The sequence below is a fragment of the Bradyrhizobium sp. CCGB01 genome, from assembly GCF_024199795.1.
Classification (GTDB): domain Bacteria; phylum Pseudomonadota; class Alphaproteobacteria; order Rhizobiales; family Xanthobacteraceae; genus Bradyrhizobium.
In genome coordinates this window covers 8,616,304-8,638,965 of the sequence record NZ_JANADK010000001.1, presented here as the reverse complement: position 1 = coordinate 8,638,965, position 22,662 = coordinate 8,616,304, and the positions used below count along the sequence as shown (strand labels likewise).

23 protein-coding genes are annotated in these 22,662 nt (G+C 64.6%); 15 read left to right on the top strand and 8 right to left on the bottom strand.

Annotation, left to right across the window (positions count from 1 at the left end):
• Positions 1–79 precede the first annotated feature (79 nt).
• Together NLM25_RS40675 and NLM25_RS40670 are read left to right on the top strand one after the other, a co-directional pair.
• On the top strand, positions 80–1,324 hold the full coding sequence (locus NLM25_RS40675; RefSeq protein ID WP_254140651.1) for an acyl-CoA dehydrogenase: 1,245 nt from the start codon (positions 80–82) through the stop codon (positions 1,322–1,324).
• A 131-nt stretch (positions 1,325–1,455) separates the two neighbouring features.
• Positions 1,456–2,154, top strand: coding sequence for a nitroreductase (locus tag NLM25_RS40670; protein WP_254140650.1), 699 nt, complete (start codon positions 1,456–1,458; stop codon positions 2,152–2,154).
• Between the two features lie 100 nt (positions 2,155–2,254).
• On the opposite strand, the gene NLM25_RS40665 is transcribed toward NLM25_RS40670, so the two are convergent.
• Both NLM25_RS40665 and NLM25_RS40660 read right to left on the bottom strand, forming a co-directional pair.
• The gene (locus NLM25_RS40665; RefSeq protein ID WP_014491704.1) at positions 2,255–2,803 is read right to left on the bottom strand and encodes a sigma-70 family RNA polymerase sigma factor; all 549 of its coding nucleotides are present in this window, start codon (positions 2,801–2,803) and stop codon (positions 2,255–2,257) included.
• Positions 2,803–3,036 carry a NepR family anti-sigma factor gene (locus NLM25_RS40660; protein WP_254123496.1) on the bottom strand — a complete coding sequence of 78 codons (234 nt, stop codon included), beginning with the start codon at positions 3,034–3,036 and terminating at the stop codon, positions 2,803–2,805. Before NLM25_RS40660 ends, NLM25_RS40665 begins: the two co-directional genes overlap by 1 nt.
• A 232-nt stretch (positions 3,037–3,268) precedes the next feature.
• Here NLM25_RS40660 and NLM25_RS40655 point away from each other — a divergent pair, with 232 nt between their 5' ends.
• From NLM25_RS40655 to htpG, 4 genes are all read left to right on the top strand, one after another.
• The gene (locus NLM25_RS40655; RefSeq protein ID WP_254123495.1) at positions 3,269–4,075 is read left to right on the top strand and encodes a response regulator; all 807 of its coding nucleotides are present in this window, start codon (positions 3,269–3,271) and stop codon (positions 4,073–4,075) included.
• 138 nt (positions 4,076–4,213) lie between these two features.
• Positions 4,214–4,813 carry a nuclear transport factor 2 family protein gene (locus NLM25_RS40650; RefSeq protein WP_254140649.1) on the top strand — a complete coding sequence of 200 codons (600 nt, stop codon included), beginning with the start codon at positions 4,214–4,216 and terminating at the stop codon, positions 4,811–4,813.
• 251 nt (positions 4,814–5,064) lie between these two features.
• Positions 5,065–5,508 (top strand): hypothetical protein, encoded by a 444-nt coding sequence (locus tag NLM25_RS40645; protein WP_254140648.1) that lies wholly within the window; start codon positions 5,065–5,067, stop codon positions 5,506–5,508.
• 135 nt (positions 5,509–5,643) lie between these two features.
• On the top strand, positions 5,644–7,518 hold the full coding sequence (gene htpG / locus NLM25_RS40640; RefSeq protein WP_254140647.1) for a molecular chaperone HtpG: 1,875 nt from the start codon (positions 5,644–5,646) through the stop codon (positions 7,516–7,518).
• A gap of 170 nt (positions 7,519–7,688) precedes the next feature.
• Here the strand turns inward: htpG and NLM25_RS40635 are convergent, their stop codons facing one another.
• The gene (locus NLM25_RS40635; RefSeq protein ID WP_254140646.1) at positions 7,689–10,823 is read right to left on the bottom strand and encodes a multidrug efflux RND transporter permease subunit; all 3,135 of its coding nucleotides are present in this window, start codon (positions 10,821–10,823) and stop codon (positions 7,689–7,691) included.
• A 426-nt stretch (positions 10,824–11,249) separates the two neighbouring features.
• On the opposite strand from NLM25_RS40635, the gene NLM25_RS40630 reads away from it, so the two are divergent.
• Positions 11,250–11,528, top strand: a complete 279-nt coding sequence (locus NLM25_RS40630) for a DUF3551 domain-containing protein (protein ID WP_254140645.1) — start codon at positions 11,250–11,252, stop codon at positions 11,526–11,528.
• Between the two features lie 33 nt (positions 11,529–11,561).
• On the top strand, positions 11,562–11,831 hold the full coding sequence (locus tag NLM25_RS40625) for a DUF3551 domain-containing protein (protein WP_254140644.1): 270 nt from the start codon (positions 11,562–11,564) through the stop codon (positions 11,829–11,831).
• Between the two features lie 33 nt (positions 11,832–11,864).
• Here NLM25_RS40625 and NLM25_RS40620 read toward each other — a convergent pair whose 3' ends face one another.
• Positions 11,865–12,569 (bottom strand): GDSL-type esterase/lipase family protein, encoded by a 705-nt coding sequence (locus NLM25_RS40620; RefSeq protein ID WP_254140643.1) that lies wholly within the window; start codon positions 12,567–12,569, stop codon positions 11,865–11,867.
• A gap of 300 nt (positions 12,570–12,869) precedes the next feature.
• Between NLM25_RS40620 and NLM25_RS40615 the strand changes: the two genes are divergently transcribed.
• The 5 genes from NLM25_RS40615 (at position 12,870) to NLM25_RS40595 (ending at position 17,495) form a co-directional block, all read left to right on the top strand.
• Positions 12,870–14,684, top strand: coding sequence for a long-chain-acyl-CoA synthetase (locus tag NLM25_RS40615; protein ID WP_254140642.1), 1,815 nt, complete (start codon positions 12,870–12,872; stop codon positions 14,682–14,684).
• 145 nt (positions 14,685–14,829) lie between these two features.
• The gene (locus NLM25_RS40610) at positions 14,830–15,075 is read left to right on the top strand and encodes an acyl carrier protein (RefSeq protein ID WP_007597226.1); all 246 of its coding nucleotides are present in this window, start codon (positions 14,830–14,832) and stop codon (positions 15,073–15,075) included.
• A complete protein-coding gene (locus NLM25_RS40605; RefSeq protein WP_254140641.1) occupies positions 15,062–16,444 on the top strand; it encodes a class I adenylate-forming enzyme family protein in 1,383 nt (460 codons plus the stop codon). The genes NLM25_RS40610 and NLM25_RS40605 overlap by 14 nt, the downstream gene beginning before the upstream one ends.
• Positions 16,437–17,159 carry an SDR family NAD(P)-dependent oxidoreductase gene (locus tag NLM25_RS40600; RefSeq protein WP_254140640.1) on the top strand — a complete coding sequence of 241 codons (723 nt, stop codon included), beginning with the start codon at positions 16,437–16,439 and terminating at the stop codon, positions 17,157–17,159. The genes NLM25_RS40605 and NLM25_RS40600 overlap by 8 nt, the downstream gene beginning before the upstream one ends.
• Positions 17,160–17,285: 126 nt before the next feature.
• On the top strand, positions 17,286–17,495 hold the full coding sequence (locus tag NLM25_RS40595; protein ID WP_254140639.1) for a hypothetical protein: 210 nt from the start codon (positions 17,286–17,288) through the stop codon (positions 17,493–17,495).
• A gap of 4 nt (positions 17,496–17,499) precedes the next feature.
• On the opposite strand, the gene NLM25_RS40590 is transcribed toward NLM25_RS40595, so the two are convergent.
• On the bottom strand, positions 17,500–17,922 hold the full coding sequence (locus NLM25_RS40590) for a hypothetical protein (protein WP_254140638.1): 423 nt from the start codon (positions 17,920–17,922) through the stop codon (positions 17,500–17,502).
• 220 nt (positions 17,923–18,142) lie between these two features.
• Between NLM25_RS40590 and NLM25_RS40585 the strand changes: the two genes are divergently transcribed.
• On the top strand, positions 18,143–19,288 hold the full coding sequence (locus tag NLM25_RS40585; protein ID WP_254140637.1) for a DUF3095 domain-containing protein: 1,146 nt from the start codon (positions 18,143–18,145) through the stop codon (positions 19,286–19,288).
• Between the two features lie 4 nt (positions 19,289–19,292).
• On the opposite strand, the gene NLM25_RS40580 is transcribed toward NLM25_RS40585, so the two are convergent.
• The 3 genes from NLM25_RS40580 to NLM25_RS40570 all read right to left on the bottom strand — a co-directional run bounded on the left by NLM25_RS40580 (position 19,293) and on the right by NLM25_RS40570 (position 21,829).
• The gene (locus NLM25_RS40580) at positions 19,293–19,727 is read right to left on the bottom strand and encodes a DUF2147 domain-containing protein (RefSeq protein WP_254123481.1); all 435 of its coding nucleotides are present in this window, start codon (positions 19,725–19,727) and stop codon (positions 19,293–19,295) included.
• A gap of 109 nt (positions 19,728–19,836) precedes the next feature.
• On the bottom strand, positions 19,837–21,219 hold the full coding sequence (locus tag NLM25_RS40575; RefSeq protein ID WP_254140636.1) for an MATE family efflux transporter: 1,383 nt from the start codon (positions 21,217–21,219) through the stop codon (positions 19,837–19,839).
• Between the two features lie 82 nt (positions 21,220–21,301).
• Positions 21,302–21,829: a GNAT family N-acetyltransferase gene (locus NLM25_RS40570; protein ID WP_254123479.1), complete on the bottom strand. Its 528-nt coding sequence runs from the start codon at positions 21,827–21,829 to the stop codon at positions 21,302–21,304.
• A gap of 234 nt (positions 21,830–22,063) precedes the next feature.
• On the opposite strand from NLM25_RS40570, the gene NLM25_RS40565 reads away from it, so the two are divergent.
• The gene (locus NLM25_RS40565; RefSeq protein WP_254140635.1) at positions 22,064–22,660 is read left to right on the top strand and encodes a superoxide dismutase; all 597 of its coding nucleotides are present in this window, start codon (positions 22,064–22,066) and stop codon (positions 22,658–22,660) included.
• The last annotated feature ends 2 nt before the right edge of the window (positions 22,661–22,662 follow it).

Here is a 22,662-nt window from a genome sequence, read left to right as displayed (position 1 = left end):
GGGCCTCGTGGTTCGAGACGGCGCTACGCGCCTCCTCACCATGAGGGACTGACATAGAGCAAGGATTGAGAGGTCCGCCATGAATTTCGACGACACCCCGCAGGAAGCCGCATTCCGCCAGACCGCGCGCAAATGGGTCGAGGCGAATGCGCCGAAGGAATTGCACGCCGAGCTGTCGAAATCCTCGCTCGGCCGCATCCGGCTCGCCAAGCACGACATCGTCGATGTCGGTAAGGCCTGGCAGAAGAAGAAGTTCGAAGGCAATTGGGCCTGCCTGCACTGGCCGAAGGAATATGGTGGCCGTGGTGCGACCCCGATCGAGCGCGTGATCTGGCAGCAGGAGGAGGGCGTCTACGGCAAGCTGACGCAGCCGTTCCAGATCGGCGAGGGCATGTGCGGCCCGACCGTGATGGCTTTTGGCAGCGAGGATGCCAAGCGCCGCCATCTGCCGAAGCTCGCCTCCGGTGAGGAGATCTGGTGCCAGCTGTTCTCCGAACCGTCCGCCGGCTCTGACGTCGCGGGCCTGCGCACGCGCGCGGAGAAGAAGGGCGACAACTGGGTCGTCAACGGCCAGAAGATCTGGACCTCGGGCGCGCATTACTCCGACTTCGGTCTCTTGATCGCGCGCACCGATCCGAACGTGCCCAAGCACAAGGGCCTCACCATGTTCTTCCTGGACATGAAGAGCCCGGGCGTCGAGGTCCGCCCGATCAGGCAGGCCAACGGCATGCAGGAGTTCAACGAGGTCTATTTCACCGACGTCGTAATCCCCGACAGCCAGCGGTTAGGGGCCGTCGGCGAGGGCTGGAGCGTGTCGCTGACCACGCTGATGAACGAGCGCATGTCGATCGGTTCGCGGCTGGCGACCGGCGTCCCTGAATTGTTCGAGTTCTGCTCCAACCTGATGCTGGAGGACGGGCTCGCCATCGACGATCCCGCGGTGCGTTCGAAGCTTGCGAGCTGGGCCGTGAAGTCGAGCGGGCTGAAATACACCAGCTACCGCGCGATCTCGGCGCTCTCGAAGGGGGATCGGCCGGGCCCGGAGAATTCGATCGGCAAGCTGGTCTCGGGCATGATGCTCCAGGACATCGCCACCTACGCCATGGACCTTCAGGGCGCGGCCGGTGCTCTCACCGGCACGGACGAGGAGACGGTGCAGGGCCAGTTCCAGCAGATGCTGCTGTCCTCGCCCTCGATGCGCATCGCCGGCGGTACCGACGAGATCCTGCGCAACATCATCGCCGAGCGCGTGCTGGGATTGCCGGGCGACATCCGCGTCGACAAGGACGTGCCGTACAACAAGATCCCGACCAAGGGGCGGTGACGCTCGCTGCATCTTGTAGGGTGGGCAAAGCGAAGCGTGCCCACCATATGCAGATGCGCCGGGGTAGGTCTGTCGGTGGGCACGGCGCTATGCGCCTTTGCCCACCCTACGAGAAGAGTGCGAGCTGATCCATGGACGCTAAAGTTACACAGAACGATCGCATCGACGTGCTCGAAGAGCTCCTCAACGAGCGCTACTCCGTCCGCGCCTTCCTGGCCAAGGAGGTCGACCGCGCGACCATCGAGCATGTGCTGACCACCGCGCAGCGCACGGCGTCCTGGTGCAACAGCCAGCCTTGGCAGGTCATCATCGCCAGCGGCGCCGCCAAGGAGCGCTTCCGCCAAGCAATCTACACGGAAGCGTCGGGTGGATTGGGCGACGATTACGACTTCACCCCGCCGCGCGAATATGTCGGCGTCTATCTCGAGCGCCGCCGTGAGAGCGGCTTCCAGCTGTACAACACGCTGGGCATCGCCCGCGGCGACCGAAGCGCCTACGCCAGGCAGGCGCTGGAGAATTACAATTTCTTCGGTGCACCGCATGTGGCCATCATCCACACCAACGAGCCGCTCGGCATCTACGGCGCGATCGATTGCGGTGCGTATGTTTCCAATTTCATGCTGGCCGCGCAGGCGCTCGGGCTCGGCACCATTCCGCAGGCGGCGCTCGCACGTCACTCTGGCCTGATCCGCCGCCATTTCAACCTGCCCGACGACCGCCGCGTCGTCTGTGGCATCTCGTTCGGCTATGCCGACGACGCCCACAAGGTCAACAGCTACCGCACTTCGCGCGCGAGCGTGGCTGACACCGCCACCTTCGTGGACGAGTGATCCGGGCTTCCCTAGCGTCAGCGCTAACCTGCAAACGCGCAAAGGCGGCCGCGAAAAACGGCCGCCTTCACGTCTCGTCTCGATCGATTGACGCCGGCTGCTATCCGCCGCTGCCGCCGATCACGGCACGCACGGTCTCGTCAGGGCCAAAATCCTCGGCACCGTCGACATAGAGCAGCGCAGCGAGCTTCGAGCGCGCGCGGTTGACGCGGCTCTTGATCGTGCCGACCGCGCAGCCGCAGATCGACGCTGCGTCCTCATAGGAGAAGCCGGAGGCGCCGACCAGGATCAAGGCCTCGCGCTGGTCCTGCGGAAGCTTCTCGAGCGCGCCGCGGAATTCCTCGAACTCGAGATGTGCGTTCTGCGAGGGCTGCGTCTTCAGCGTCTTGGCATAGTTGCCTTCGGCATCCTCGACCTCCCGCCGCCGCTTGCGATAGTCGGAGCGGAACAGGTTGCGAAGGATCGTGAACAGCCACGCAGGCAGGTTGGAGCCAGGCTGGAACGAGTCGATGTTGGCGAGTGCGCGCAACAGCGTTTCCTGCACCAGATCGTCGGCGCGGTCCGCATTGCCGCTCAGCGAAATCGCGAACGCGCGCAGACTTGGCACGGCCGCAAGGATGTCGTCACGCAGGGAGTCCGTGAGAGGCATTAATCCCTCCCATTGTTGTTGTCGTTGGAGCCCCCGTCCGCTTCCACTTGGGCTGCGCCTCCCGGCGCATCAAGCTTCTTGATCAGTTCCGCGAACCGGTCCGGAACCCCCTGCCGCACCACGTCGTCGTACATGGCACGCAGCTGATGGCCGATCCGGGACTGAATCTCCGGAGTGAGGCCTCCCTTGCCGGGGGTCGTGCTTTTGCTGGCTTGAGACTTGAGATCTTTCATGACCTGTTCCACGTTTCCCCGAGTTAAGTGACTGTAAATTCGAGAAGTTTTCTCAACCGGGAGCCGTTCCCTGGATAGGCACAATTCCAGGTTCGACAAAAAGTTCCCAGATAAGCGGAACTTTTCTTGGAACTTTTTCTGGCCTGAGGCGTAGTCAGCCCAGCAGGGGAACCCGGGCCTCCCCTCGTGTTGCCTGTTCTTCAAGGTCGGCCCGAAGATGAATGGAGTGGGGATGTCCCGTTCACAGCTCGTTGCTGAACACTTGCCGTTGTTGCGCCGGTATGCGCGCGCCCTGACGGGCAGCCAGGCCTCCGGCGACGCCTATGTCGCAGCCATGTTGGAAGCCATGCTGGGCGATCCGTCCGTGCTCGACGAGACCCATGGTCCGCGCGCCGGCTTGTTCAGGCTGTTCACCCAGATCTGGAATTCGGTCTCCGTCAACGATGATGCCGAGGTGACCACCTTGCCGATGCCGCCGGAGCGGCGGCTGTCGAACATCACGCCGCTGCCGCGGCAGGCGTTCCTGCTGCTGTCGCTCGAAGGATTCTCGGAAGAGGAAGTCGGTTACATCCTCGGCACTGATGTTGCCGAGACACGCCGGCTTGCCGACGCGGCGGGACGCGAGATGGCGGCCGAGATCGCCACCGACGTGCTGATCATCGAGGACGAGACATTCATCGCCATGGACCTCGAGAGCCTGGTGAAGAATCTCGGCCACAACGTCGTCGGCGTCGCGCGCACCCATGCCGATGCCGTGGCGCTGGCCAAGAACAAGCGCCCGGGCCTGATCCTCGCCGACATCCAGCTCGCCGACGGCTCGTCGGGCCTCGATGCCGTGAACGAGCTGCTGCGCACCTTCGAGGTGCCGGTGGTGTTCATCACCGCGTATCCGGAGCGCTTCCTGACCGGCGAGCGCCCCGAGCCGGCGTTCCTGATCTCAAAGCCGTTCCAGCCCGCGATGGTGTCGGCGGTGGCGAGCCAGGCGCTGTTCTTCCAGCGCAACTCGCGCAACCGCGCCCCGAAGGCGCCCGCGGCGTAAGAAGGCGCCGTTTGGCGCAGTGATTTGATCCGGCGTGCTGCAAGGCACGCCGGATTTTTCGTGCCCGCCTGTTGCGCTTGACGGCCATCGAATTCGCCGCTCATACCTGATGCATAAATCCCCAGCGGAGATGTGCTCATGGACCAAGTGCTCCTCGATCGTCTCGCCATCCGTGACCTCGTCGAGAACTGGGCGGTGTGGCGCGATGCCGGCGACTGGGAGCGCTTTGCCACGGTCTGGCACGAAGAAGGCTGGATGTCGGCCACCTGGTTTCAGGGGCCAGCGCGGGATTTCATGCGCGTCAGCCAGGAGGGCTTTGCCAAGGGCGTGCGCATCCTGCATTTCCTCGGCGGCACCAGCATCGACCTTTCGGGCGAGCGGGCCATCGCGCAGACCAAGATGACGATCTCGCAGCGCGCCCCGGTGCATGACGTGGTCTGTGACGTCGTCTGCACCGGGCGCTTCTATGATTTCCTGGAGAAGAGGCGGGGCAAGTGGGGCATCGTCCGCCGCCAGCCGATCTACGAGAAGGACCGGATCGATCCCGTCGATCCCGCCGCGACAGTTCGCCTCGACCAGCAGGCGCTCGCCGCGCTGCCCGAAGGTTACCGCCATCTCGCCTACATGCAGGAGCTGATCGGCTACAAGGTCAAGCGCGACATGCCGGGCCTCACCGGGCCCGAGGTCGAGAAGCTCTATGGCGAAGGGCGGGACTGGCTGGCGGGGAAGCCGAAGTGAGGCCCAGAAAAAAGTAAGGCGCGACTGGCATCACCACAGTCGCGCCCTACGTCGCCGGCTTATGGGGCAGGGGGGAATAGCCGGCTGTTGAGACGACTCGCTGGCGCTGGAGTCGTTCCAAACGGCTACAAATTTTTTTGTGCAGCCTGCGGTGATTTTCGCACACGGTTAAGTGATCTTAACGGCTGAGAACTCCCGGTCCTCCCATCGCGTTGTTCCCGCGATCGCCATGGGGCGAGGGATCGACAGTCATGTCACAGATTCAAAAGGTATTTTTGGGTGCAATCGCGATTGCCGCGACGCTTGGTGCCGTCCAAGTGGGCGCCGTGCAGCTGGCCTCCGGCCACGATCTGGCCGACCGCTGGCAGGCGGTCGCCGTCCGGCCCAGCCAGGATGCCAGGCAGGATGTAGGTCACAACGTCAACCGTTCCGGCAAGGCCGACCGCTTCGCCGAGATCAAGCAGGCCCCGGTTCCCACCCGCACCGTATCGATGCGGCTGAACGATCTGGCCGAGACGTCGGTGCTGCTGCGGGTCCCCGCGGTTATCGAGACCGGCAACGCCAAGCCGCCGATGCTGCTCCAGAACCGGAGCCAGAAGCTGGACCGCAAAAAGCCGACGGTTGCCTGCGAGCCGATGGTCAGCTCCCTGACCGAGGTCGCAAAACTGCTCCAGCCCGGCCGCTGCGTCACCTGATCCGCCTCGCCGCCCCCTTGGCCAGCATGGACAAATCGCCTTCCCGCCGGGAGGGCGATTTCACGTCCACTTGATCCCGCATCCCCTCGCGTTATATCCCGGGTTTCTTCCCCCTTTGATTGACCGGGTAAACGCATGACGACGTCAGACACGGCCGCGCATACGCAGCCTTTCCAGGCCGAGGTTTCCGAGCTTCTGCACCTGATGGTGCACTCCGTCTATTCCGAGACCGACATCTTCCTGCGCGAGCTCGTCTCCAACGCATCGGACGCCTGCGACAAGTTGCGCTACGAGGCGATCGCCAATCCGGCGCTGCTGGGCGAGGGCGACGCGCTCAAGATCCGGATCATCCCGAACAAGACGGCCGGAACGCTTGTCATCGCCGACAACGGCATCGGCATGGAGCGCCAGGAGCTGATCGACCATCTCGGCACCATTGCCCGCTCCGGCACCAAGGCGTTCGTCTCGAAGCTGAAGGAGGCCAAGGACGGCCTCGGCCTGATCGGCCAGTTCGGCGTCGGCTTCTATTCCGCCTTCATGGTCGCCGAGAAGATCGTCGTCGTCAGCCGCCGCGCCGGCGAGAGCGATGTGTGGACCTGGACGTCCTCCGGCGGCTCCGGCTTCGAGATTGCGCGCGCAAGCGAGGAGGAAGCGGCGCGGGTGGCACGCGGCACCGAGATCGTCCTGCACCTGAAGGACGACGCCAAGAAGTATCTCGAGACTTACGAGATCGAGCGCATCATCAGTGCCTATTCCGACAACATCCTGTTCCCCATCGAGCTGGTGCCGGAAGAGGGCGAGCCGCGCCAGATCAACTCGGCGAGCGCGCTGTGGCAGCGCTCGAAATCCGAGCTGACGCCCGAGGACTACAAGAAGGCCTATCAGCAGATCGCATCCGCCTTCGACGATCCCGCGATGACGCTGCATTACCGCGCCGAGGGCCGCTATTCCTACGCCGTGCTGCTGTTCTCGCCGTCGACGAAACCGTTCGACCTGTTCGAGCCGAACCGCAAGGGGCGGGTGAAGCTTTACGTCCGCCGCGTCTTCATCACGGACGATGCCGATCTGTTGCCGGGCTATCTCCGCTTCATACGCGGCGTGATCGACAGCGAGGATCTCCCGCTCAACATCTCGCGCGAGATGCTCCAGAACAATCCGCAGCTCGTGCAGATCCGAAAAGCCGTGGCGACCCGTGTCGTGTCCGAGCTCGAAAGCCTCGCCGACAAGGACCCGGAGAACTTTGCCAAAATCTGGGACGCCTTCGGCGCCGTGCTGAAGGAAGGCATCTACGAGGATTTCGAGCGGCGCGAAAAGCTGCTGTCCTTGTCGCGCTTCACCACCACCTCGGGCGAGAAGCGTTCGCTGAAGGAGGTCATCGCCGATTTCAAGCCGAACCAGACCGAGATCTACTATCTCGTCGGCGACAGCATCGAGCGGCTGAAATCCAATCCGCGGCTGGAAGCCGCGACCGCGCGCGGCATCGAGGTGTTGCTGCTGTCGGATCCGGTCGACGCCTTTTGGACCTCGATGCCGTCGGAGTTCGACGGCAAGCCGCTGAAATCGCTGAGCCAGGGCGACCTCAATCTCGACCTGATCCCGCGCGTCGACGAGAATGATGAGGCAAAGAAGGACGAGCCGGAAGCCGACGAGGCCGCCACCATCGCGGTGATCAAGGCCGCGCTCGGCGAGCGCGTCAGCGACGTCAAGGCCTCGACGCGCCTGACCAGCTCGGCCTCCTGCCTCGTCGCCGACAGCCAGGGCCCGAGCCGCGAGCTCGAGCGCATCCTGGCGCAGCAGAACCGCGGCATGCGTGCCAAGCCGATCCTGGAGATCAACCTGCGCCATGCGCTGGTGAGCGCGATCACGAGGGCTCAGGCCGGCTCCAAGGTGGTCGACGATCTCAGCCTGCTCCTGCTCGAACAGGCGCAGATCCTGGACGGCGAGCTGCCGGAGGATCCGGCTGCGTTTGCGGCGAGGCTGAACCGGCTGGTGTTGCAGGGGCTGGGCTGACGTCGGCTCGCGATCAGAAAGCTACGTGCCACGCACGCAGATCTCGTAGGGTGGGCAAAGCGCAGCGTGCCCACCACGTGCGCTCCGTGACAGGATTGGTGGGCACGGCGCTTTGCGCCTTTGCCCACCCTACAGCATTTTCGGAGGGGCTGGGCTGACGCGACTCCAGCCTACTCCGCCGCATCCTTCTGCTTGTCGCTCTCTGCCTCCGCCTCCGGCTTCTCCTCCATCCAGCGCGACAGCAGGTTGGAGAAGCGGTCGAGGTAGAGATAGACGATGGGGGTCGTGAACAGCGTCAGCGCCTGGCTCACCAGAAGGCCGCCGACCATGGCATAGCCGAGCGGCTGGCGGATCTCGGCGCCGGTGCCAGTCCCGAGCATTAGCGGGACGCCGCCGAGCAGCGCCGCCATCGTCGTCATCATGATCGGACGGAAACGCAGCAGCGCGGCCTGGCGGATCGACTGTTCCGGTGTCAGATGCTGCTCGCGCTCGGCGGCGATGGCAAAGTCGACCATCATGATGCCGTTCTTCTTGACGATGCCGATCAGCAGGATGACCCCGATCAGGGCGATGAGGCTGAAGTCGAAGCCGAAGATCATCAGGATCGCGATCGCGCCGACGCCGGCCGACGGCAGCGTGGACAGGATGGTCAGCGGGTGGATGTAGCTCTCGTAGAGCACGCCCAGCACGAGGTAGACCACGACAAGCGCGGCAAGGATCAGCATCGGCACGGTGCCGAGCGATTGCTGGAACGCCTGCGCGGTGCCCTGGAAGCTGGTCGACAGCGTCGGCGGCGCGCCCATCGCGCCGACCGCGCGCAGCACGGCATCGGTGGCCTGTCCCAGCGCCACGCCCTCGGCCAGATTGAAGCTGATCGTGACCGCCGGAAACTGGCCCTGATGCGCGATCGCGAGCGGCCGCACCGGCACATTGGTCCAGTTGCAGATCACCGAGAGCGGCACCTGATCCCCGGTCAGCGGCGACTTGATGTAGAGTTTCTCGAGCGTCTCGAGCTGGCCTTGCAGCTCCGGGGTGATCTCGAGCACCACGTGATAGCTGTTGGTTTGGGTGAAGTACTGCGCGACCTGGCGCTGGCCGAAGGCGTCGTAGAGCGTGTCGTCGATCAATTGCGGCTGGATGCCGTAGCGTGCGGCGGTGTCGCGATTGATCTTGAGCTGCAGCGTCGTGCCCTCGGTCTGCTGGTCGGTGGCGACGTCGCGGAGCTGCGGCAGGCCTCTCATGGCTGCCAAAATCTTCGGCGCCCACTCGTTCAGCTCGGCGAGATTGGCGTCCTGGAGGGTGAACTCGAATTGGGTGCGGGTGGCGCGCCCGCCGAGCCGCACGTCCTGCGATGCCTGCATATAGAGGCGTGCGCCCTCGACCTCGGCGAGCTTCGGCCGCAGCCGCGCAATGATCGCTTGCGCACTGGCGTCGCGCTCCCCGATCGGCTTCAGCGTGACATACATGCGCCCCGAATTCAGCGCCGTGCCTCCGCCGCCGATGAACATCGCGATGGAATCGACGGCGGGGTCGGCCTGCACGATGGCGTTGAGCTCCTCCTGCCGGCGCTTCATCTCGGTGAAGGAGATGTCCTGGGGCATCTCGGACACCGCGGTGAGGAATCCGTTGTCCTGCTGGGGGAAGAAGCCCTTGGGGATCAGGATGAACAGCAGCGCCGAGAGAGCGACGGTGCCGAAGAAGACGCACAGCGTGACGAAGCTGTGCTTGAGCGCGAGGTCCAGCCCGCGCTCGTAAGCGCCGAGCAGGCGCTCGAACATCCGCTCGCTCCACTGGTAGAAGCGGCCGCGCCGCGCCTCGTGGTCGGCGCGCAGGAAGCGCGAGGCCATCATCGGCGTCAGGGTGAGAGACACCACCAGGGAGACGAAGATCGCCATTGACAGCGTCACCGCGAACTCGCGGAACAGCCGGCCGATGATGCCGCCCATCAGCAGCAGCGGGATCAGCACGGCGACCAGCGAGATGCTGATCGAGACGATGGTGAAGCCGATCTCGGCCGCGCCCTTGTACGCCGCGGTGAGCGGGCTCTCGCCCCGCTCGACATAGCGGGTGATGTTCTCCAGCATCACGATGGCGTCGTCGACCACGAATCCGACCGCAATCGTCAGCGCCATCAGCGAGAGATTGTCCAGCGAATAGCCGAACACCCACATCAGCGAGCAGGCCCCCAGCAGCGCCAGCGGCACCGTGATGCTCGGGATGATCGTGGCCCAGAAGCTGCGCAGGAAGATGAAGATCACCATGACCACGAGTGCAATGGTGATCAGGAGCGTGATCTGCACGTCGTCGACCGCGGCACGGATGGTGATGGTGCGGTCGCTGATGATCTTGATCTTGATCGCGGGCGGGATCGCCGCGATCAGCCGTGGCAGCTTCTCCTTGATGCGGTCGACCGTCTCGATAACGTTGGCGCCGGGTTGCTTGAAGATGACCAGGAATACGCCGCGCTTGCCGTCGGCCCAGGCCGCGGTCTTCATGTCCTCCGGTCCCGACACGGCCTCGCCGATGTCGCGGATCCGCAAAGGTGCGCCGCCGCGGTAGGCGACAATAATGTCCTTCCAGTGCGCGGCCTCGAGCAGCTGGTCGTTGGCGTAGATGGTGTAGGAGCGCCGCGGGCCGTCGATGTTGCCCTTCGGGCTGTCCGCGGTCGCGATCGCGATCTGGCTGCGCACATCCTCCAGCGACAGTCCCTTGGCGACGAGCTTGGCCGGATCGATCTGGATGCGTACCGAGGGCTTCTGTTGTCCGCCCACGAACACCTGCGCAACGCCGGGGATCTGGCTGATCTGCTGGGCGAGCTGGGCATCCGTGCGGTCGCTGACCGTGGTCAGCGGCAGCGTGTCGGAGGTCGCCGACAGGATCATGATCGGCGAGTCCGCCGGGTTGACCTTGCGATAGGTCGGCGGCGAGGGCAGGTTCTTCGGCAACTGTCCGCTCGCCGCGTTGATCGCGGCCTGGACGTCGTTGGCGGCGGCATCGATCAGGCGGTTGAGATCGAACTGGATGGTGATCGACGCCGAGCCCAGTGAACTCGTGGAGGTCATCTGCGTAATGCCGGGGATCTGCGCGAGCTGGCGCTCGAGCGGCTGCGCCACGGAGGAGGCCATGGTTTCGGGGCTGCCGCCCGGAAGCGATGCGGAGACCTGGATGGTCGGAAAGTCGACCTGGGGTAGCGGTGCAACCGGCAGCAGAGGATAGGCCACGAGGCCTACGAACAGGATGCCCGCCATCAGCAGTGAGGTGCCGATCGGATAGCGGATGAACGGAGACGAGAAGCTCTCTTGCATGCCCTGAGACCACCGACTGGCCAGCGCATCTTCTCCCCGCGCACGGCGGAGTCGCGCCCGAGAGCCCGGGCGCGAATGTGCGTTTCCTTCAGCCCATTTGTTTGTTGAGTGCCCTGGAACGTCGTCGGTCCGGGGCCGGCGTTGTGATCGAAAGACTAGTCCGTTCGTTCCGGCCTGCGAACGGATTCCTGCGCCGGATGCTTGCGACCTTTGTCGAAGGAGCGCTGCAGCAAGTTATGCGTTCTGCGCAAGCCGGAAACGGGGTGCTTTCCCGCTTTCGCATCGTTGCGGCGCCTTGCCTCATCCGTTTCGCCGCGTGTCACAAGCGGGAGAGGTATGAATAGGAACAATCGCTTCTTCCGCGCGGTTGTGCCATAGCGAAATGACATAACGCGTGCCGTTGCCACCGATTCGAGGAAATGTCCGATGCGCCTGCCTCTCCTGACCCTCACCGCGATTGCCACGCTGTTCGTCGCGGCAGATGCCAGCGCCCAGACCTATGATCCGCGCTATCCGGTGTGCATGCATGTTTACACGCTCGGTGGCCGGGGCGGCGGCGGTGATTATTACGACTGCTCCTTCACCTCGATCCCGCAGTGCCGCGCCACGGCGTCGGGCCGCGCGGCGAGCTGCGACGTCAATCCCTATTATGCTTTCGATGAACCTCCGCCGCCGCCGCGCAAGCGTCACAAGAAGCCGCACTAGCGGTCGGCGATTGCGATTTCAGGGACATTTTTCATGATTCGCTCATTCGGCCTGATCGCGTTCATCGGTGTATCGCTCATGGCCGCGCCGTCGCATGCGCAGACCTTCGATCCGCGCTATCCCATCTGCATGCACGTCTATTCCGGCGCGAATGGCGGTGGCGGGGAGTGGTACGATTGCTCCTTCATCTCGCTGCCGCAGTGCCGCGCCACGGCTTCAGGCCGCGCCGCGACCTGCGATCTCAATCCGTATTATCCGTTCAACGCAGCGCCGCCGCGCCCACGCCACTGGCGAAGCGGCTAGCGTTCACCACTCGCTCCGACGCCGCATGCGAAGTTAGGCGCCGTGAGGCGCCTTGTTGACTGCGGCGAAGATTGCGTCCGTCAATTGCCAGGTCATCTTGTCCGTGGTCCAGTCGCTCGCGTGCAGCCTGGTATCATCGCCGGGGTCGACCATGCGGTCGAACGAGATCCTTGCGACCTCGTGCCACCGCTTCATCAGCTCGAAGCGACGGAAGACGTTGACGCGCTTCTTATGCGCGATCTGGCTGATCGCCTCGACCATTGCGTTCGCCTTTTTGCGCTTGGCCGGTGTCAGCACCGCAGGCACATATTGAAGGTCCATCAGGATCACGTCGATCCGCTTGGCGCCGAGCAGTCGGTCAACACCTTTGCGGATGGCTTTCGTGGTGTCCGCGAACGAGGGACCGTCGGATTGCCACACCGAATTGGTGCCGACCTGCCAGATGACGAGATCGGGATTCAGATCGAAGACGTCGTAGTCGAACCGCTTCAGCTCCAAGGGAGCGTCTTCGCCGCCGACGCCCCGATTGATCACATCGATTGCGACATTTGGAAATTTGATCCGAAGGTCCGCCAGCAGCCGCTGCGGATAGGGAGCGATGCCGCCTTCGCCCGCCGTGGTCGACGAGCCGATCGCGACCACCTTGCCCTGTCCGTCCTTCAGGCGGCTGGCAAAATTGGTCAGCGGTTGCTTGAGCGGCATGGCCTGGACAGGAATCTGTGATGGATCGAGAGCCAAGGGTCGCCTCCCTTTCATAGCCCGGACGACGCAGTGTACAAAAGCTTAGCCCGATGACCCGTGGGTGCCTAGCCTCGCGAGGCTGGATGGCTCGTCGGCCAGATCGCTGCTCCTTTGATGACCGACAACGTCAGCTTTCGCATGTGGTGAGAGATTGCAAAGACCTTGCGGCTGCGCACGCCGGCCTTGTCGAGGATAACTAGAGTTAATCGCGTCCTAACCGGGTTTTACCTTGTCTCTTAACACCTGGGCAGGGCGTGCGAGCTAAGCTGCCGGAACCAGCAGACACGCTCCGAAAGAATGGACGGCATGACCACCGGCGTCATCGAGCAACCAAAAGCCGCGCGCGCGCCCTCGGCGTCAAAGATCTGGCTGAAGGCGATCGAGCTCACCGCGCGCATCGAGACGCTGCCGGGCCGGCTGTTTGCCGACGTGGTCGACGATTGGGCGCGGCGTCAACCCGATCGTGCTGCGCTGATCGTGGATGACGCGAGCCTCGACTACGATGGCCTCTCGAGGCGCATCAACCGCTATGCACGCTGGGCGCGCTCGGTCGGTGTGGCAAAGGGCGATACCGTCGCGCTGATCATGCCGAACGGCATCGATTATGTTGCCGCGTGGCTCGGCATCAGCCGCGTCGGCGGCGTGGTCGCGCTGATCAACACCAAGCTTGTAGGCCAGTCGCTGGCGCATTGCATCGATGTCGCCAGGCCGTCGCACGTCATCGTCGCGCACGAGCTCATGGAGGCTTTGGATGGCGCGTCGCCGCACCTGAAGACAGAAGCAAAAGTCTGGACCCATGGCGATGCCCGCAGCGAACGGGCGATCGACGTCGCGCTTGCCGCCCTTGACGATGCGCCGCTTTCGCCGGACGAGCATGGCGACGTCACGATCAACGACCGTGCCCTGCTGATCTACACCTCGGGCACGACAGGCCTGCCGAAGGCCGCCAGCATCAGCCACCGACGCATCCTGAACTGGGGCTTCTGGTTCGCCGGCCTCACCGGCGCCACCCCGCAGGACCGGCTTTATGATTGCCTGCCGCTGTTCCACTCGGTCGGCGGCATCGTCGCGCCCTGCAGCATGCTCGCCGCCGGCGGCTCGGTGGTGATCGCGGAAAAATTCTCGGCCTCGAACTTCTGGCCCGACATCGTGCGCCACGACTGCACGCTGTTCCAGTATATCGGCGAGCTCTGCCGCTACCTTCTGAAGGCGGCGCCGTCCGAATACGAGAACCGTCACCGCCTGCGGCTCGTCTGCGGCAACGGGCTTCGCGGCGACATCTGGGAAGATTTTCAGGCCCGTTTCGCCATTCCGCGCATCCTCGAATTCTACGCGGCGACGGAAGGCAATTTCTCGCTGTTCAACGTCGAGGGCCAGCCGGGTGCGATCGGCCGCATCCCGCCGCTGCTCGCGCATCGTTTTCCTGCGAGTCTCGTCAAGCTCGACGCTGACAGCGGCGTGCCGCTGCGCAATGACGAGGGCTTTTGTCTCGCCTGCGCCCGCGGCGAGGCCGGGGAGGCGATCGGCCGCATCGGCACCGCGGACGAGGGTGGCGGCCGGTTCGAGGGCTACACCGACGCCGGCGAGACCGAAAAGAAAATCCTGCGCGATGTCTTCGCCAAGGGCGATGCCTGGTTCCGCACCGGCGATCTGATGCGGCTCGACGACAAGGGTTTCTTCCACTTCGTCGACCGCATCGGCGACACCTTTCGCTGGAAGGGCGAGAACGTCGCGACGTCGGAGGTCAACGACGCGGTGCGCGACTTCACCGGCGTGGTCGACGCCACCACCTACGGCGTCAGCATTGTGGGCGCCGACGGCCGTGCCGGCATGAGCGCGATCGTCGTCAATGAGGGCTTTGACATCGCGGGGCTGCCCGCCCATCTCGCGCAACGCCTGCCGGCCTATGCCCGACCCGTCTTCATCCGCATCTCCCGCGAGCTCGATGCGACCGAGACGTTCAAGCAGAAGAAGGGTGAGCTGGCGCGGGAAGGCTTCGATCCGGCCGCGATCTCCGATCCGCTGTTCATGCTCGACCCGAAATCGGGCGCCTATGCCGCGCTCGATTCCGAGGCCCATGAGCAAATCCTCAACGGCACGATCAGGCTATAGCCGCGCGAAAATGCAGAGATAGGTCCAATTTTATCTGAATTGTCCAAGAAGCCATTTACTTCTGTCGGGTAAACAAGCGGCCATGGGGAGGCGGTCATCAAGAGCCGCCGCAACACGAACCGTCAATAACAAGAGCGAGCCAGCCATGTCGGTAAGGTCTAAGGTCATTGAAGCGATCCAGCAGATCGCCAAAGAGCAGCACGTCGCGCTTCCCGCCCTTTCCGACGATCTGTCCCTGCACGAGACGGGTTTCGATTCGCTCGCGTTCGCGATCCTGGTGGCGCGCCTCGAGGACGAGACCGGCGTCGACCCCTTCACCATTTCCGAGGACGCTGCGTTCCCTGCCACGGTGGGTGATTTCGTGCGGGCCTACGAAAATGTCCCCGCGTGAGATCTTTGCGCTCCGCGACCATCTCGGCGCGGAGCTGACCGGCCGCACCCTGTCGGATGCGCACCATGTCGTGTCGCTGACGGACATCCTGTCGCAGACGGTCCTCGGCGGCCGCCTGCGCGAATTGTCCGGCCGCGCGGTGTTGCTGAAATTGTCCGACCAGCTTCGGTCGGGCCTTGCCATGATCGAGCTCGACGGCATCGCCCGTCGCATGCTGCTGTGCCCGCCTGATCTCAACCCGGCATATCTCGAAGCCCTGATCGCTGATGCGGGCATCGATGCGGTCGTCACGGATGAGCCCGAGCGCTGGGGCGCGTCCGATGTATCGCTCGTGATCACCGCGCAATTGCCGCTTCAAGCCACCGCGCCGGCCAGATCCGAGCGCGCGACCGAATGGCTGATGCTCACGTCGGGCACCTCGGGCGTGCCGAAAATCGTCGGCCATACGCTGGAAGCACTCACCGGCGCGATCGTCGCCGAAGGCCCCGCGCGCGGACCTGCGCCGGTGTGGGCGACGTTCTACGACATTCGCCGTTATGGCGGCCTGCAGATCTTCCTGCGCGCCATCCTCTCCGGCGGCTCGATGGTGCTGTCGGATCCGCATGAGGCGCTCGGCGATCACGTCGCGCGGCTGAACGCGCGCGGCGTCTCCCATATCTCGGGCACGCCCTCGCACTGGCGCAAGCTCCTGATGAGCGGCTCGGCCGCGCAGTTCGCCCCGCGTTATGTCCGCCTCTCGGGCGAGATCGCCGACCAGGCCGTGCTCGACGGCCTGAAGGCCGCGTTCCCCGATTCCTCCGTCGGTCACGCCTATGCCTCGACCGAGGCGGGCGTCGGCTTCGCCGTCAATGACGGGCTCGAGGGCTTTCCGGCCGATTATCTCGGCAACCGCAACGGCGTCGAGATGAAGGTCGTGGATGGCTCGCTGCGCATCCGCTCGACGCGCACGGCGCATGCCTATATCGGCCGCAATGCGGCCGCGTTGACCGATGGAGACGGGTTCGTCGACAGCGGCGACATCGTCGAACTGCGCGGTGACCGCTATTATTTCGTCGGCCGCCGCGGCGGCATCATCAACATCGGCGGGCTGAAGGTTCACCCCGAGGAGATCGAGGTGGTGATCAACCGTCATGCCGACGTGCGGATGTCGCGCGCGAAATCGCGCCGCAGCCCGATTACCGGCGGCATCGTCGTGGCCGACGTGATCCTCGCCGACGGCACCGATCAGGCGCGGGCGAAGGAGATCCGCGACCAGATCCTGGATCAGTGCCGCGCGCAGCTCGCATCCCACAAGGTGCCGGCGGTGATCCGCTTCGTCGAGTCCCTCGACGTCACCCCGGCCGGCAAACTGGCGCGTACCGATGCATAATGTTCTCGTCACCGGCGGCAGCCGCGGTATTGGGCTGGCGATCGGCAGGCGCCTCGTTGGCGCCGGCTACAACGTGATCGCGGCGGCGCGGCGCGAGAGCGACGAGCTCAAGGCGGCGATCGCCGTCTCCGAAGGGCGCCTGCATTTCCGCGCTTGCGATCTCGCCGTGATCGATGCGATCCCGGCTTTCGCCAAGCTCGTCCGCGACGAGTTCGGTCCGATCTACGGCCTCGTCAACAATGCCGGCCTCGGCACCGAAGGCCTGCTCGCCACCATGCACAATTCCGAGATCGAGGCGCTGGTGCAGCTCAACGTGCTGTCGCCGATCATCCTCACCAAATATGTTGCGAGGCAGATGATGGCCGATGGCGCCGGCCGCATCATCAACATCTCCTCGATCATCGCGACCACGGGCTATAACGGCCTCTCCGTCTACGGCGCCACCAAGGCCGCCGCCACCGGCTTCACCCGTTCGCTCGCGCGGGAGGTCGGCAAGCTCGGCATCACCGTGAACGCGATCGCGCCCGGTTTCATCGACACTGAGCTGACGCACAATCTCTCCGACGAGGCGCGCAAGCGCATCGCCGGACGCAGCGCGCTACGCCGTCTGCCCGAGACGGATGACGTCGCGCACATGGTGGACTATCTGCTGGGCGAGGGCGGACGCAACGTCACCGGCACCGTGTTTACGATCGATGCGGGGAATACGGCGTAACTGGAACTCCGCCGCGACAATTGGGTTGATCCGGCACAATGACATCAAGCCGGATTTGGTCGTAAGATGCCCCGCAATCGATTGGGTTACGTCAATCGATCTGCCCTAACCGACAGGGAGCAGTCCATGACCACGCCAGACATGACCGCTTCAACTCAGGGCCGGACCGAGCAAGCCAGCGCAAAGCCGGACGACGTGCATTGCCCGCCGATGACGCATCAGAATTCGGGCAGTCACGGCCATGAAATGCATCCGCAGCAATTCGTGCGCCTGGTCGGTTGCCATGACGCGTCACTCGATGCCTTACGCAAGCGTCAGGACGAGAAGCTGCACTAGCCGCTCACGTCCGGTGCTTCGGCAAGTCCTTGGGCAAGTCCTTCGACACGTCCTTGGGCAAGTCGATCCGTTCGCGTGAGAATTCCGGCGGCCCTTCGGTAAGGCGGCGGATGCGGCGCTCGCGTTCGCCCACCGGCAATGCCGGATCGAGCAGCGCCTCGATCTCGTGCACCGCAAGTTCTTCGATCCTGGTGGCGTCCGATGCAATCGGGCGCGATGAGGTGCGTGCCGGGGGCGCGATCTTCAGGCCCAGTTCGACCAGCCTGCAGATCGCAGCCGAGCGCGACAGGTGATGAGCTTCGGCCCAGGCGTCGACGGCCGCGGTCAGTTCCTCCGGCATCTTCACCGCACTGATCGGGTCGAGCCCCGTGCGCCGCCGCACCGGAGGGGGCGAGTCCTTGTCGCCGAAGTCGGGCACTTCGATCATCCCTTGCAATCTCTGCAGATGCCTCAACATAGCCGCTCGCCCGGTCGACTATTTGACGCCGATCAATGACGGGCCGCGGCATTGCAGCGCGGCGCGATCTTGTTGTCAGGGTGCATTTCGGCCAATGATCGGGAATCGAAAGGGCGCCGGCCGGCGAACCCGGATCGATCCTGCCTCGTATCTTCCTCGCAACGCGTTCCCAACCATCCGGCATCACCCGATGACATCAGGCCAATCCTTCTACGGCGGCATTCGCGTCTTCCGAGGCTTCACCAGCCTGATGGACCCCGCGCTCTATGCGCCGCTGCCGGACGATTGGAGCATCGGCGTCGCCGATATCGTCGATTCCACCAAGGCGATCGCGGCGCAGCGCTACAAGGCGGTCAACATGGCCGGCGCCGCCGTCATCGCGGCGGTGACGAACGCGTTGGAGGGGCGCGAATTCCCCTTCGTGTTCGGCGGCGACGGCGCGAGCTTCGCGGTCGCGCCTTCCGATCTCGAACGTGCGCGCGAGGCGCTCGCCGCGACCGCGACCTGGGTGCGGGACGATCTCGATCTGAAGATGCGTATCGCGCTGGTGCCGGTGAGTGCGATCCGGGCGCAAGGGCTCGACGTGCGCGTCGCACGCTTCGGTCCGTCGGCCAATTTGTCCTATGCGATGTTTTCCGGCGGCGGGCTCGCCTGGGCCGATGCTGCCATGAAGCGCGGCGAGTTCGCGGTCGCTGAGGCGCCCGCCGGCACGCAGCCCGATCTCTCGGGCCTGTCCTGCCGGTTCGAGGTGATGCCGGCTGCGCGAGGCCTGATCCTGTCGGTGCTGGTGATGCCGGCGCGGGGTGCCGATCCCGCGGCTTTCCGCAAGGTGATCGAGGACATCATTCATCTCGTCGAGCGCAGCCCGGATGGTGGCCGCCCGGTGCCACCGCAGGGACCGCCGCTGAAATGGCCGCCGCAGGGGCTCGACTTTGAAGCTCGCACCAGGCGAGGCGGCCCGCTGTTCGTACGCCGGGCTGGCGTGCTGGCCTACACGCTGTTCGCCTATCTGATCATGCGCTTCGACCTCAACGTCGGCGGCTTCGTGCCAAACGTCTACAAGCGCCAGGTGGTCGAGAACTCGGACTTCCGCAAATATGATGATGGCCTGCGCATGATCCTCGACTGCACGCCGCAGCTCGAGCGCGCGTTGAGCGACCGTCTCGCGGCGGCGGCCCGCGACGGCATTGTGCGCTACGGCCTCTACCAGCAGGACGCCGCGATGATGACCTGCTTCACGCCGTCGGCGCTGCGCAGCGATCACGTCCATTTCATCGACGGTGCGCGCGGCGGCTACGCCTCGGCGGCAACGGCGTTGAAGGCGATGATGGCGTGAGTTGCTAGCGCCCCGCGCGCGTCCAGGTCTCGCCGCCGCAGAGTGCGCCGACGCAGCCTTCGACCCGTAGCGCGTCCGCGCCTGTCACAGTGACGCTGCTCGCATAGGTGCCGCCGTCGTCGGCATTGTAGATCTGGCCCGACCATTTGTTCGGAGCCGTCGGCTGCATGCCGCTGAACAATGGCAAGCCGATCATCGGGCGCCTGGTGAGCGCGGGATTGGGGTTCTTGCTGTCGGTGGCGGGCTGGCCGGTCGCGGTGTCCATGGGCTCGCGCAGCCATACGATGTGGCCGCAGATGCCGCCGCCGCATTTGCTGATCTTGACGCGAGCATCGCCGGCCTGGGTGAGCCAGGTCCCGTCGGCGCTCTGCGCTTGGGCGGAAGCCGTGCCGAACAGTGCAGCCAGAATGATGATGAGAGCGGCGAATCTGAATGTCATGGAGAGAGTCCCGGAATGGAGGCGCCTCCATAGCAGCAAATCGGGCGAGTGCAACGCCTGATGGAATCACATTTCTGAGCTTATTCGCCTGCCCGTATTTTGCCTGCGTTCATTTGCCCCAGCGCGCGAAGGCGACCGAGGCTGCGGTCGAAAGCCCGAACACGACCATGGCGCCGCCGACCAGCGCGAACAACGTCCAGGCCGGCGCCTGCGCCGTCATCAGGCCGACGCCGCCGATCGCGACGATCAGCAGCCGCGCGGTAGAGGCGAGCACCGGACCGCCGACGCGCGCCGCGCCTTGCGAGGAGAAATAAAGCGACACGCCGATGCCGAAGAACATGAAGGCCGGGCCTGCCCAGTGGAAATAGCTGTGCGCCGCCGCGGTGACGCCGGGGTCTCCAGTGAAGAGCGACACCCACAGCGCGGGATCGAGCGCGACGACGAGCCCGATCAGGCCAACGGTAAGTCCCGACGCCGCAGCGGCGGTCCAGGCCACGCGCCGCGCGCGTTTCACATGTCCGGCGCCCATTGCCATGCCGACCATCGGCACCGAGGCGATGCCGAAGGCGAAGGTGATCGGGATCAGCAGAAATTCCAGCCGCGAGCCGATGCCGTAGCCGGCGAGCATCTCGGTGCCGAAGGTCGCGAGGATCTTCGTGAAGATCAAGATGGTGAGCACGGTCTGGAGCGGCGACAGGCAGGCGACCGCGCCGACCTTGAGGATATCCAGGAACATCGCGCGCTCGAAATGAAAGGCGCGGACCTGCAGCGGGAGCCGGCTGCGGCCGGACAGAAGATACCAGAGGAAGAAGATCGCGGCGCAGGTGAACGCGATCAACTGGCCGGCGGCGACGCCGGGCATGCCGAACTGCTTCACGCCGAACAGGCCGAGCCCCAGCGTGCCGCCAAGCACGATCTGGAGCGCGCTTGCCCCGATCAGCGTCATCGAAGGCAGGCGCATGTCGCCGGTGCCGCGAATCACCGAGGCCAGCGTGTTGACGAGCCAGATCGCGACCGCGCCGGAGAACAGCACTTGCGAATAGCCGGAGGCCTCCTCGAGCACGCGCTCGCGGCCGCCGAGCAGCGTGAAGAACGAGCGGCCGAAGGCGAGCATCATCACCGTGAAGAACAGTCCGCCGCAGAGACCGATGATGGCGGCATGCAGCGCCAGCGTCGCCGCCCGCTCACGATCTCCTGCGCCGAGCGCGCGGCTGATCGCGGACGAAACGCCGCCGCCCATCGCGCCCGCGCTCATCATCTGCGTCAGCATCGCGAACGGAAACACCAGCGCGATCGCCGCGAGCGGGATGGTGCCGAGCCGGCCGATATAGGAGGTCTCGGCAATCGCAACCAGCGTGCTTCCGACCATCGCGATCATGTTGGGGATCGCGAGCCGCAGCAGCGTCGGCAGGATCGGCGCCGTCAGCAGGCTGGCGATGGGGGAGGCGACCGGGGCACGCGGCGCGGCGTCTGCGGAGGCGTCGATCGTCATGTTCACCGGGCGGAATATTGGATGATGATCGACATTTTATAGGGCGCAGCACCTTCGCGCCAGTCCTTCGCTCACGCAGGGCTCACCAGGGCAGGCCGCATAGGTCGATGGTGCCCAGCGTCGGCGCGCGGACGATGTTGAAGACGTAGGGCGCCATGTGGGTGAAGCGGATCCGCCCCTCCGGCTGCTCGCAATAGACCTCGCCTTGGAAGGGCAGCCAGCTTCGGGTCTGGTAGAATGCAAAATTGTGTGGTTCGCAGAACAGCAGCGCGAAGCGAACGGCCTCGTTGGCGCGCATGGTATGCACGGCCGCGTCGATCGCCACCGTCGCATAACCGCGGCCGCGCCGGTCCTCGCGCGTGCAGACCCCGCCGATGCCGCCGATATGCACCTTCTGCCCGTTCCAGGTGATGGTGCGGAAGTAGATGCCGACATGGCAGACGAGGCCGTCCTCGGGCGTCTCGATCAGCACACGCAAATCGGCATTGGCCCATTTGACATTGGCCCAGGGCTTGTCTGCGACCATCTGCGGTCCCCAGACCGCCTGATGCAGCGGCTCCGCGATGCGCCAGGAAGCATCGCCGTTCAAAATGTCGATCTCGATGCTCATCGTGCTCTCTTTCGCATCTCCGCGCCGTGGTGCGTTCGTTCTGCCATAAGCGCCTCAAAGGCAATGATATTTTACGGACGGGTTGAAGCGCCCCTCAGGCTCGCGATGTTTTTATGCAATCCGGCCAAACCGCCGCATCTGGCATTTTCGCAAATTGGCGGTATTTAACGGCCCTGGAACCTTCTATAAGAGTCGCCGTTAAGCCAGTTCCCCATCAGTCGCGGACAACAACCCATGACCTTTACGCTGCCCCCCCTCCCTTACGCCTATGACGCCCTCGGCCAGTTCATGTCGAAGGAGACGCTGGAATTCCACCACGACAAGCATCATCAGGCCTACGTCACCAACGGCAATAACGCGCTCAAGGGGACCGAATGGGAAGGCAAGTCCCTTGAGGAGATCGTCAAGGGCTCGTTCGGCAAGAACCCCGCCGTGTTCAACAATGCCGGTCAGCACTACAACCACATCCACTTCTGGAGCTGGATGAAGCCCAACGGTGGCGGCACCAAGCTGCCCGGCAAGCTCGAGAAGAAGATCAACGAGGACCTCGGCGGCTTCGAGAAGTTCAAGACCGACTTCCAGGCGGCCGGCGTCGGCCAGTTCGGCTCCGGCTGGTGCTGGCTCCAGGTCAAGAACGGCAAGCTCGAAATCTCCAAGACCCCGAACGGCGAGAATCCGCTGGTGCACGGCGCCACGCCGATCCTCGGCTGCGACGTCTGGGAGCACTCCTACTACATCGACTATCGCAACCGCCGTCCGGACTATCTGAAGGCGTTCGTCGAGAACCTCGTGAACTGGGAATACGTCGAGTCCCTGTTCAACAAGGCGTAAGT

Coding starts and splice junctions, on each gene's coding strand:
- NLM25_RS40615 (WP_254140642.1), top strand. CDS start 12,870: ATGGACGGCATGACCACCGGCGTCATCGAGCAACCAAAAGCCGCGCGC.
- NLM25_RS40585 (WP_254140637.1), top strand. CDS start 18,143: ATGACATCAGGCCAATCCTTCTACGGCGGCATTCGCGTCTTCCGAGGC.
- NLM25_RS40625 (WP_254140644.1), top strand. CDS start 11,562: ATGATTCGCTCATTCGGCCTGATCGCGTTCATCGGTGTATCGCTCATG.
- NLM25_RS40650 (WP_254140649.1), top strand. CDS start 4,214: ATGGACCAAGTGCTCCTCGATCGTCTCGCCATCCGTGACCTCGTCGAG.
- NLM25_RS40575 (WP_254140636.1), bottom strand. CDS start 21,219: ATGACGATCGACGCCTCCGCAGACGCCGCGCCGCGTGCCCCGGTCGCC.
- NLM25_RS40630 (WP_254140645.1), top strand. CDS start 11,250: ATGCGCCTGCCTCTCCTGACCCTCACCGCGATTGCCACGCTGTTCGTC.
- NLM25_RS40570 (WP_254123479.1), bottom strand. CDS start 21,829: ATGAGCATCGAGATCGACATTTTGAACGGCGATGCTTCCTGGCGCATC.
- NLM25_RS40590 (WP_254140638.1), bottom strand. CDS start 17,922: ATGATCGAAGTGCCCGACTTCGGCGACAAGGACTCGCCCCCTCCGGTG.
- NLM25_RS40600 (WP_254140640.1), top strand. CDS start 16,437: ATGCATAATGTTCTCGTCACCGGCGGCAGCCGCGGTATTGGGCTGGCG.
- NLM25_RS40635 (WP_254140646.1), bottom strand. CDS start 10,823: ATGCAAGAGAGCTTCTCGTCTCCGTTCATCCGCTATCCGATCGGCACC.
- NLM25_RS40645 (WP_254140648.1), top strand. CDS start 5,065: ATGTCACAGATTCAAAAGGTATTTTTGGGTGCAATCGCGATTGCCGCG.
- NLM25_RS40605 (WP_254140641.1), top strand. CDS start 15,062: ATGTCCCCGCGTGAGATCTTTGCGCTCCGCGACCATCTCGGCGCGGAG.
- NLM25_RS40665 (WP_014491704.1), bottom strand. CDS start 2,803: ATGCCTCTCACGGACTCCCTGCGTGACGACATCCTTGCGGCCGTGCCA.
- NLM25_RS40670 (WP_254140650.1), top strand. CDS start 1,456: ATGGACGCTAAAGTTACACAGAACGATCGCATCGACGTGCTCGAAGAG.
- NLM25_RS40580 (WP_254123481.1), bottom strand. CDS start 19,727: ATGACATTCAGATTCGCCGCTCTCATCATCATTCTGGCTGCACTGTTC.
- NLM25_RS40595 (WP_254140639.1), top strand. CDS start 17,286: ATGACCACGCCAGACATGACCGCTTCAACTCAGGGCCGGACCGAGCAA.
- NLM25_RS40675 (WP_254140651.1), top strand. CDS start 80: ATGAATTTCGACGACACCCCGCAGGAAGCCGCATTCCGCCAGACCGCG.
- NLM25_RS40660 (WP_254123496.1), bottom strand. CDS start 3,036: ATGAAAGATCTCAAGTCTCAAGCCAGCAAAAGCACGACCCCCGGCAAG.
- NLM25_RS40610 (WP_007597226.1), top strand. CDS start 14,830: ATGTCGGTAAGGTCTAAGGTCATTGAAGCGATCCAGCAGATCGCCAAA.
- NLM25_RS40655 (WP_254123495.1), top strand. CDS start 3,269: ATGTCCCGTTCACAGCTCGTTGCTGAACACTTGCCGTTGTTGCGCCGG.
- htpG (WP_254140647.1), top strand. CDS start 5,644: ATGACGACGTCAGACACGGCCGCGCATACGCAGCCTTTCCAGGCCGAG.
- NLM25_RS40565 (WP_254140635.1), top strand. CDS start 22,064: ATGACCTTTACGCTGCCCCCCCTCCCTTACGCCTATGACGCCCTCGGC.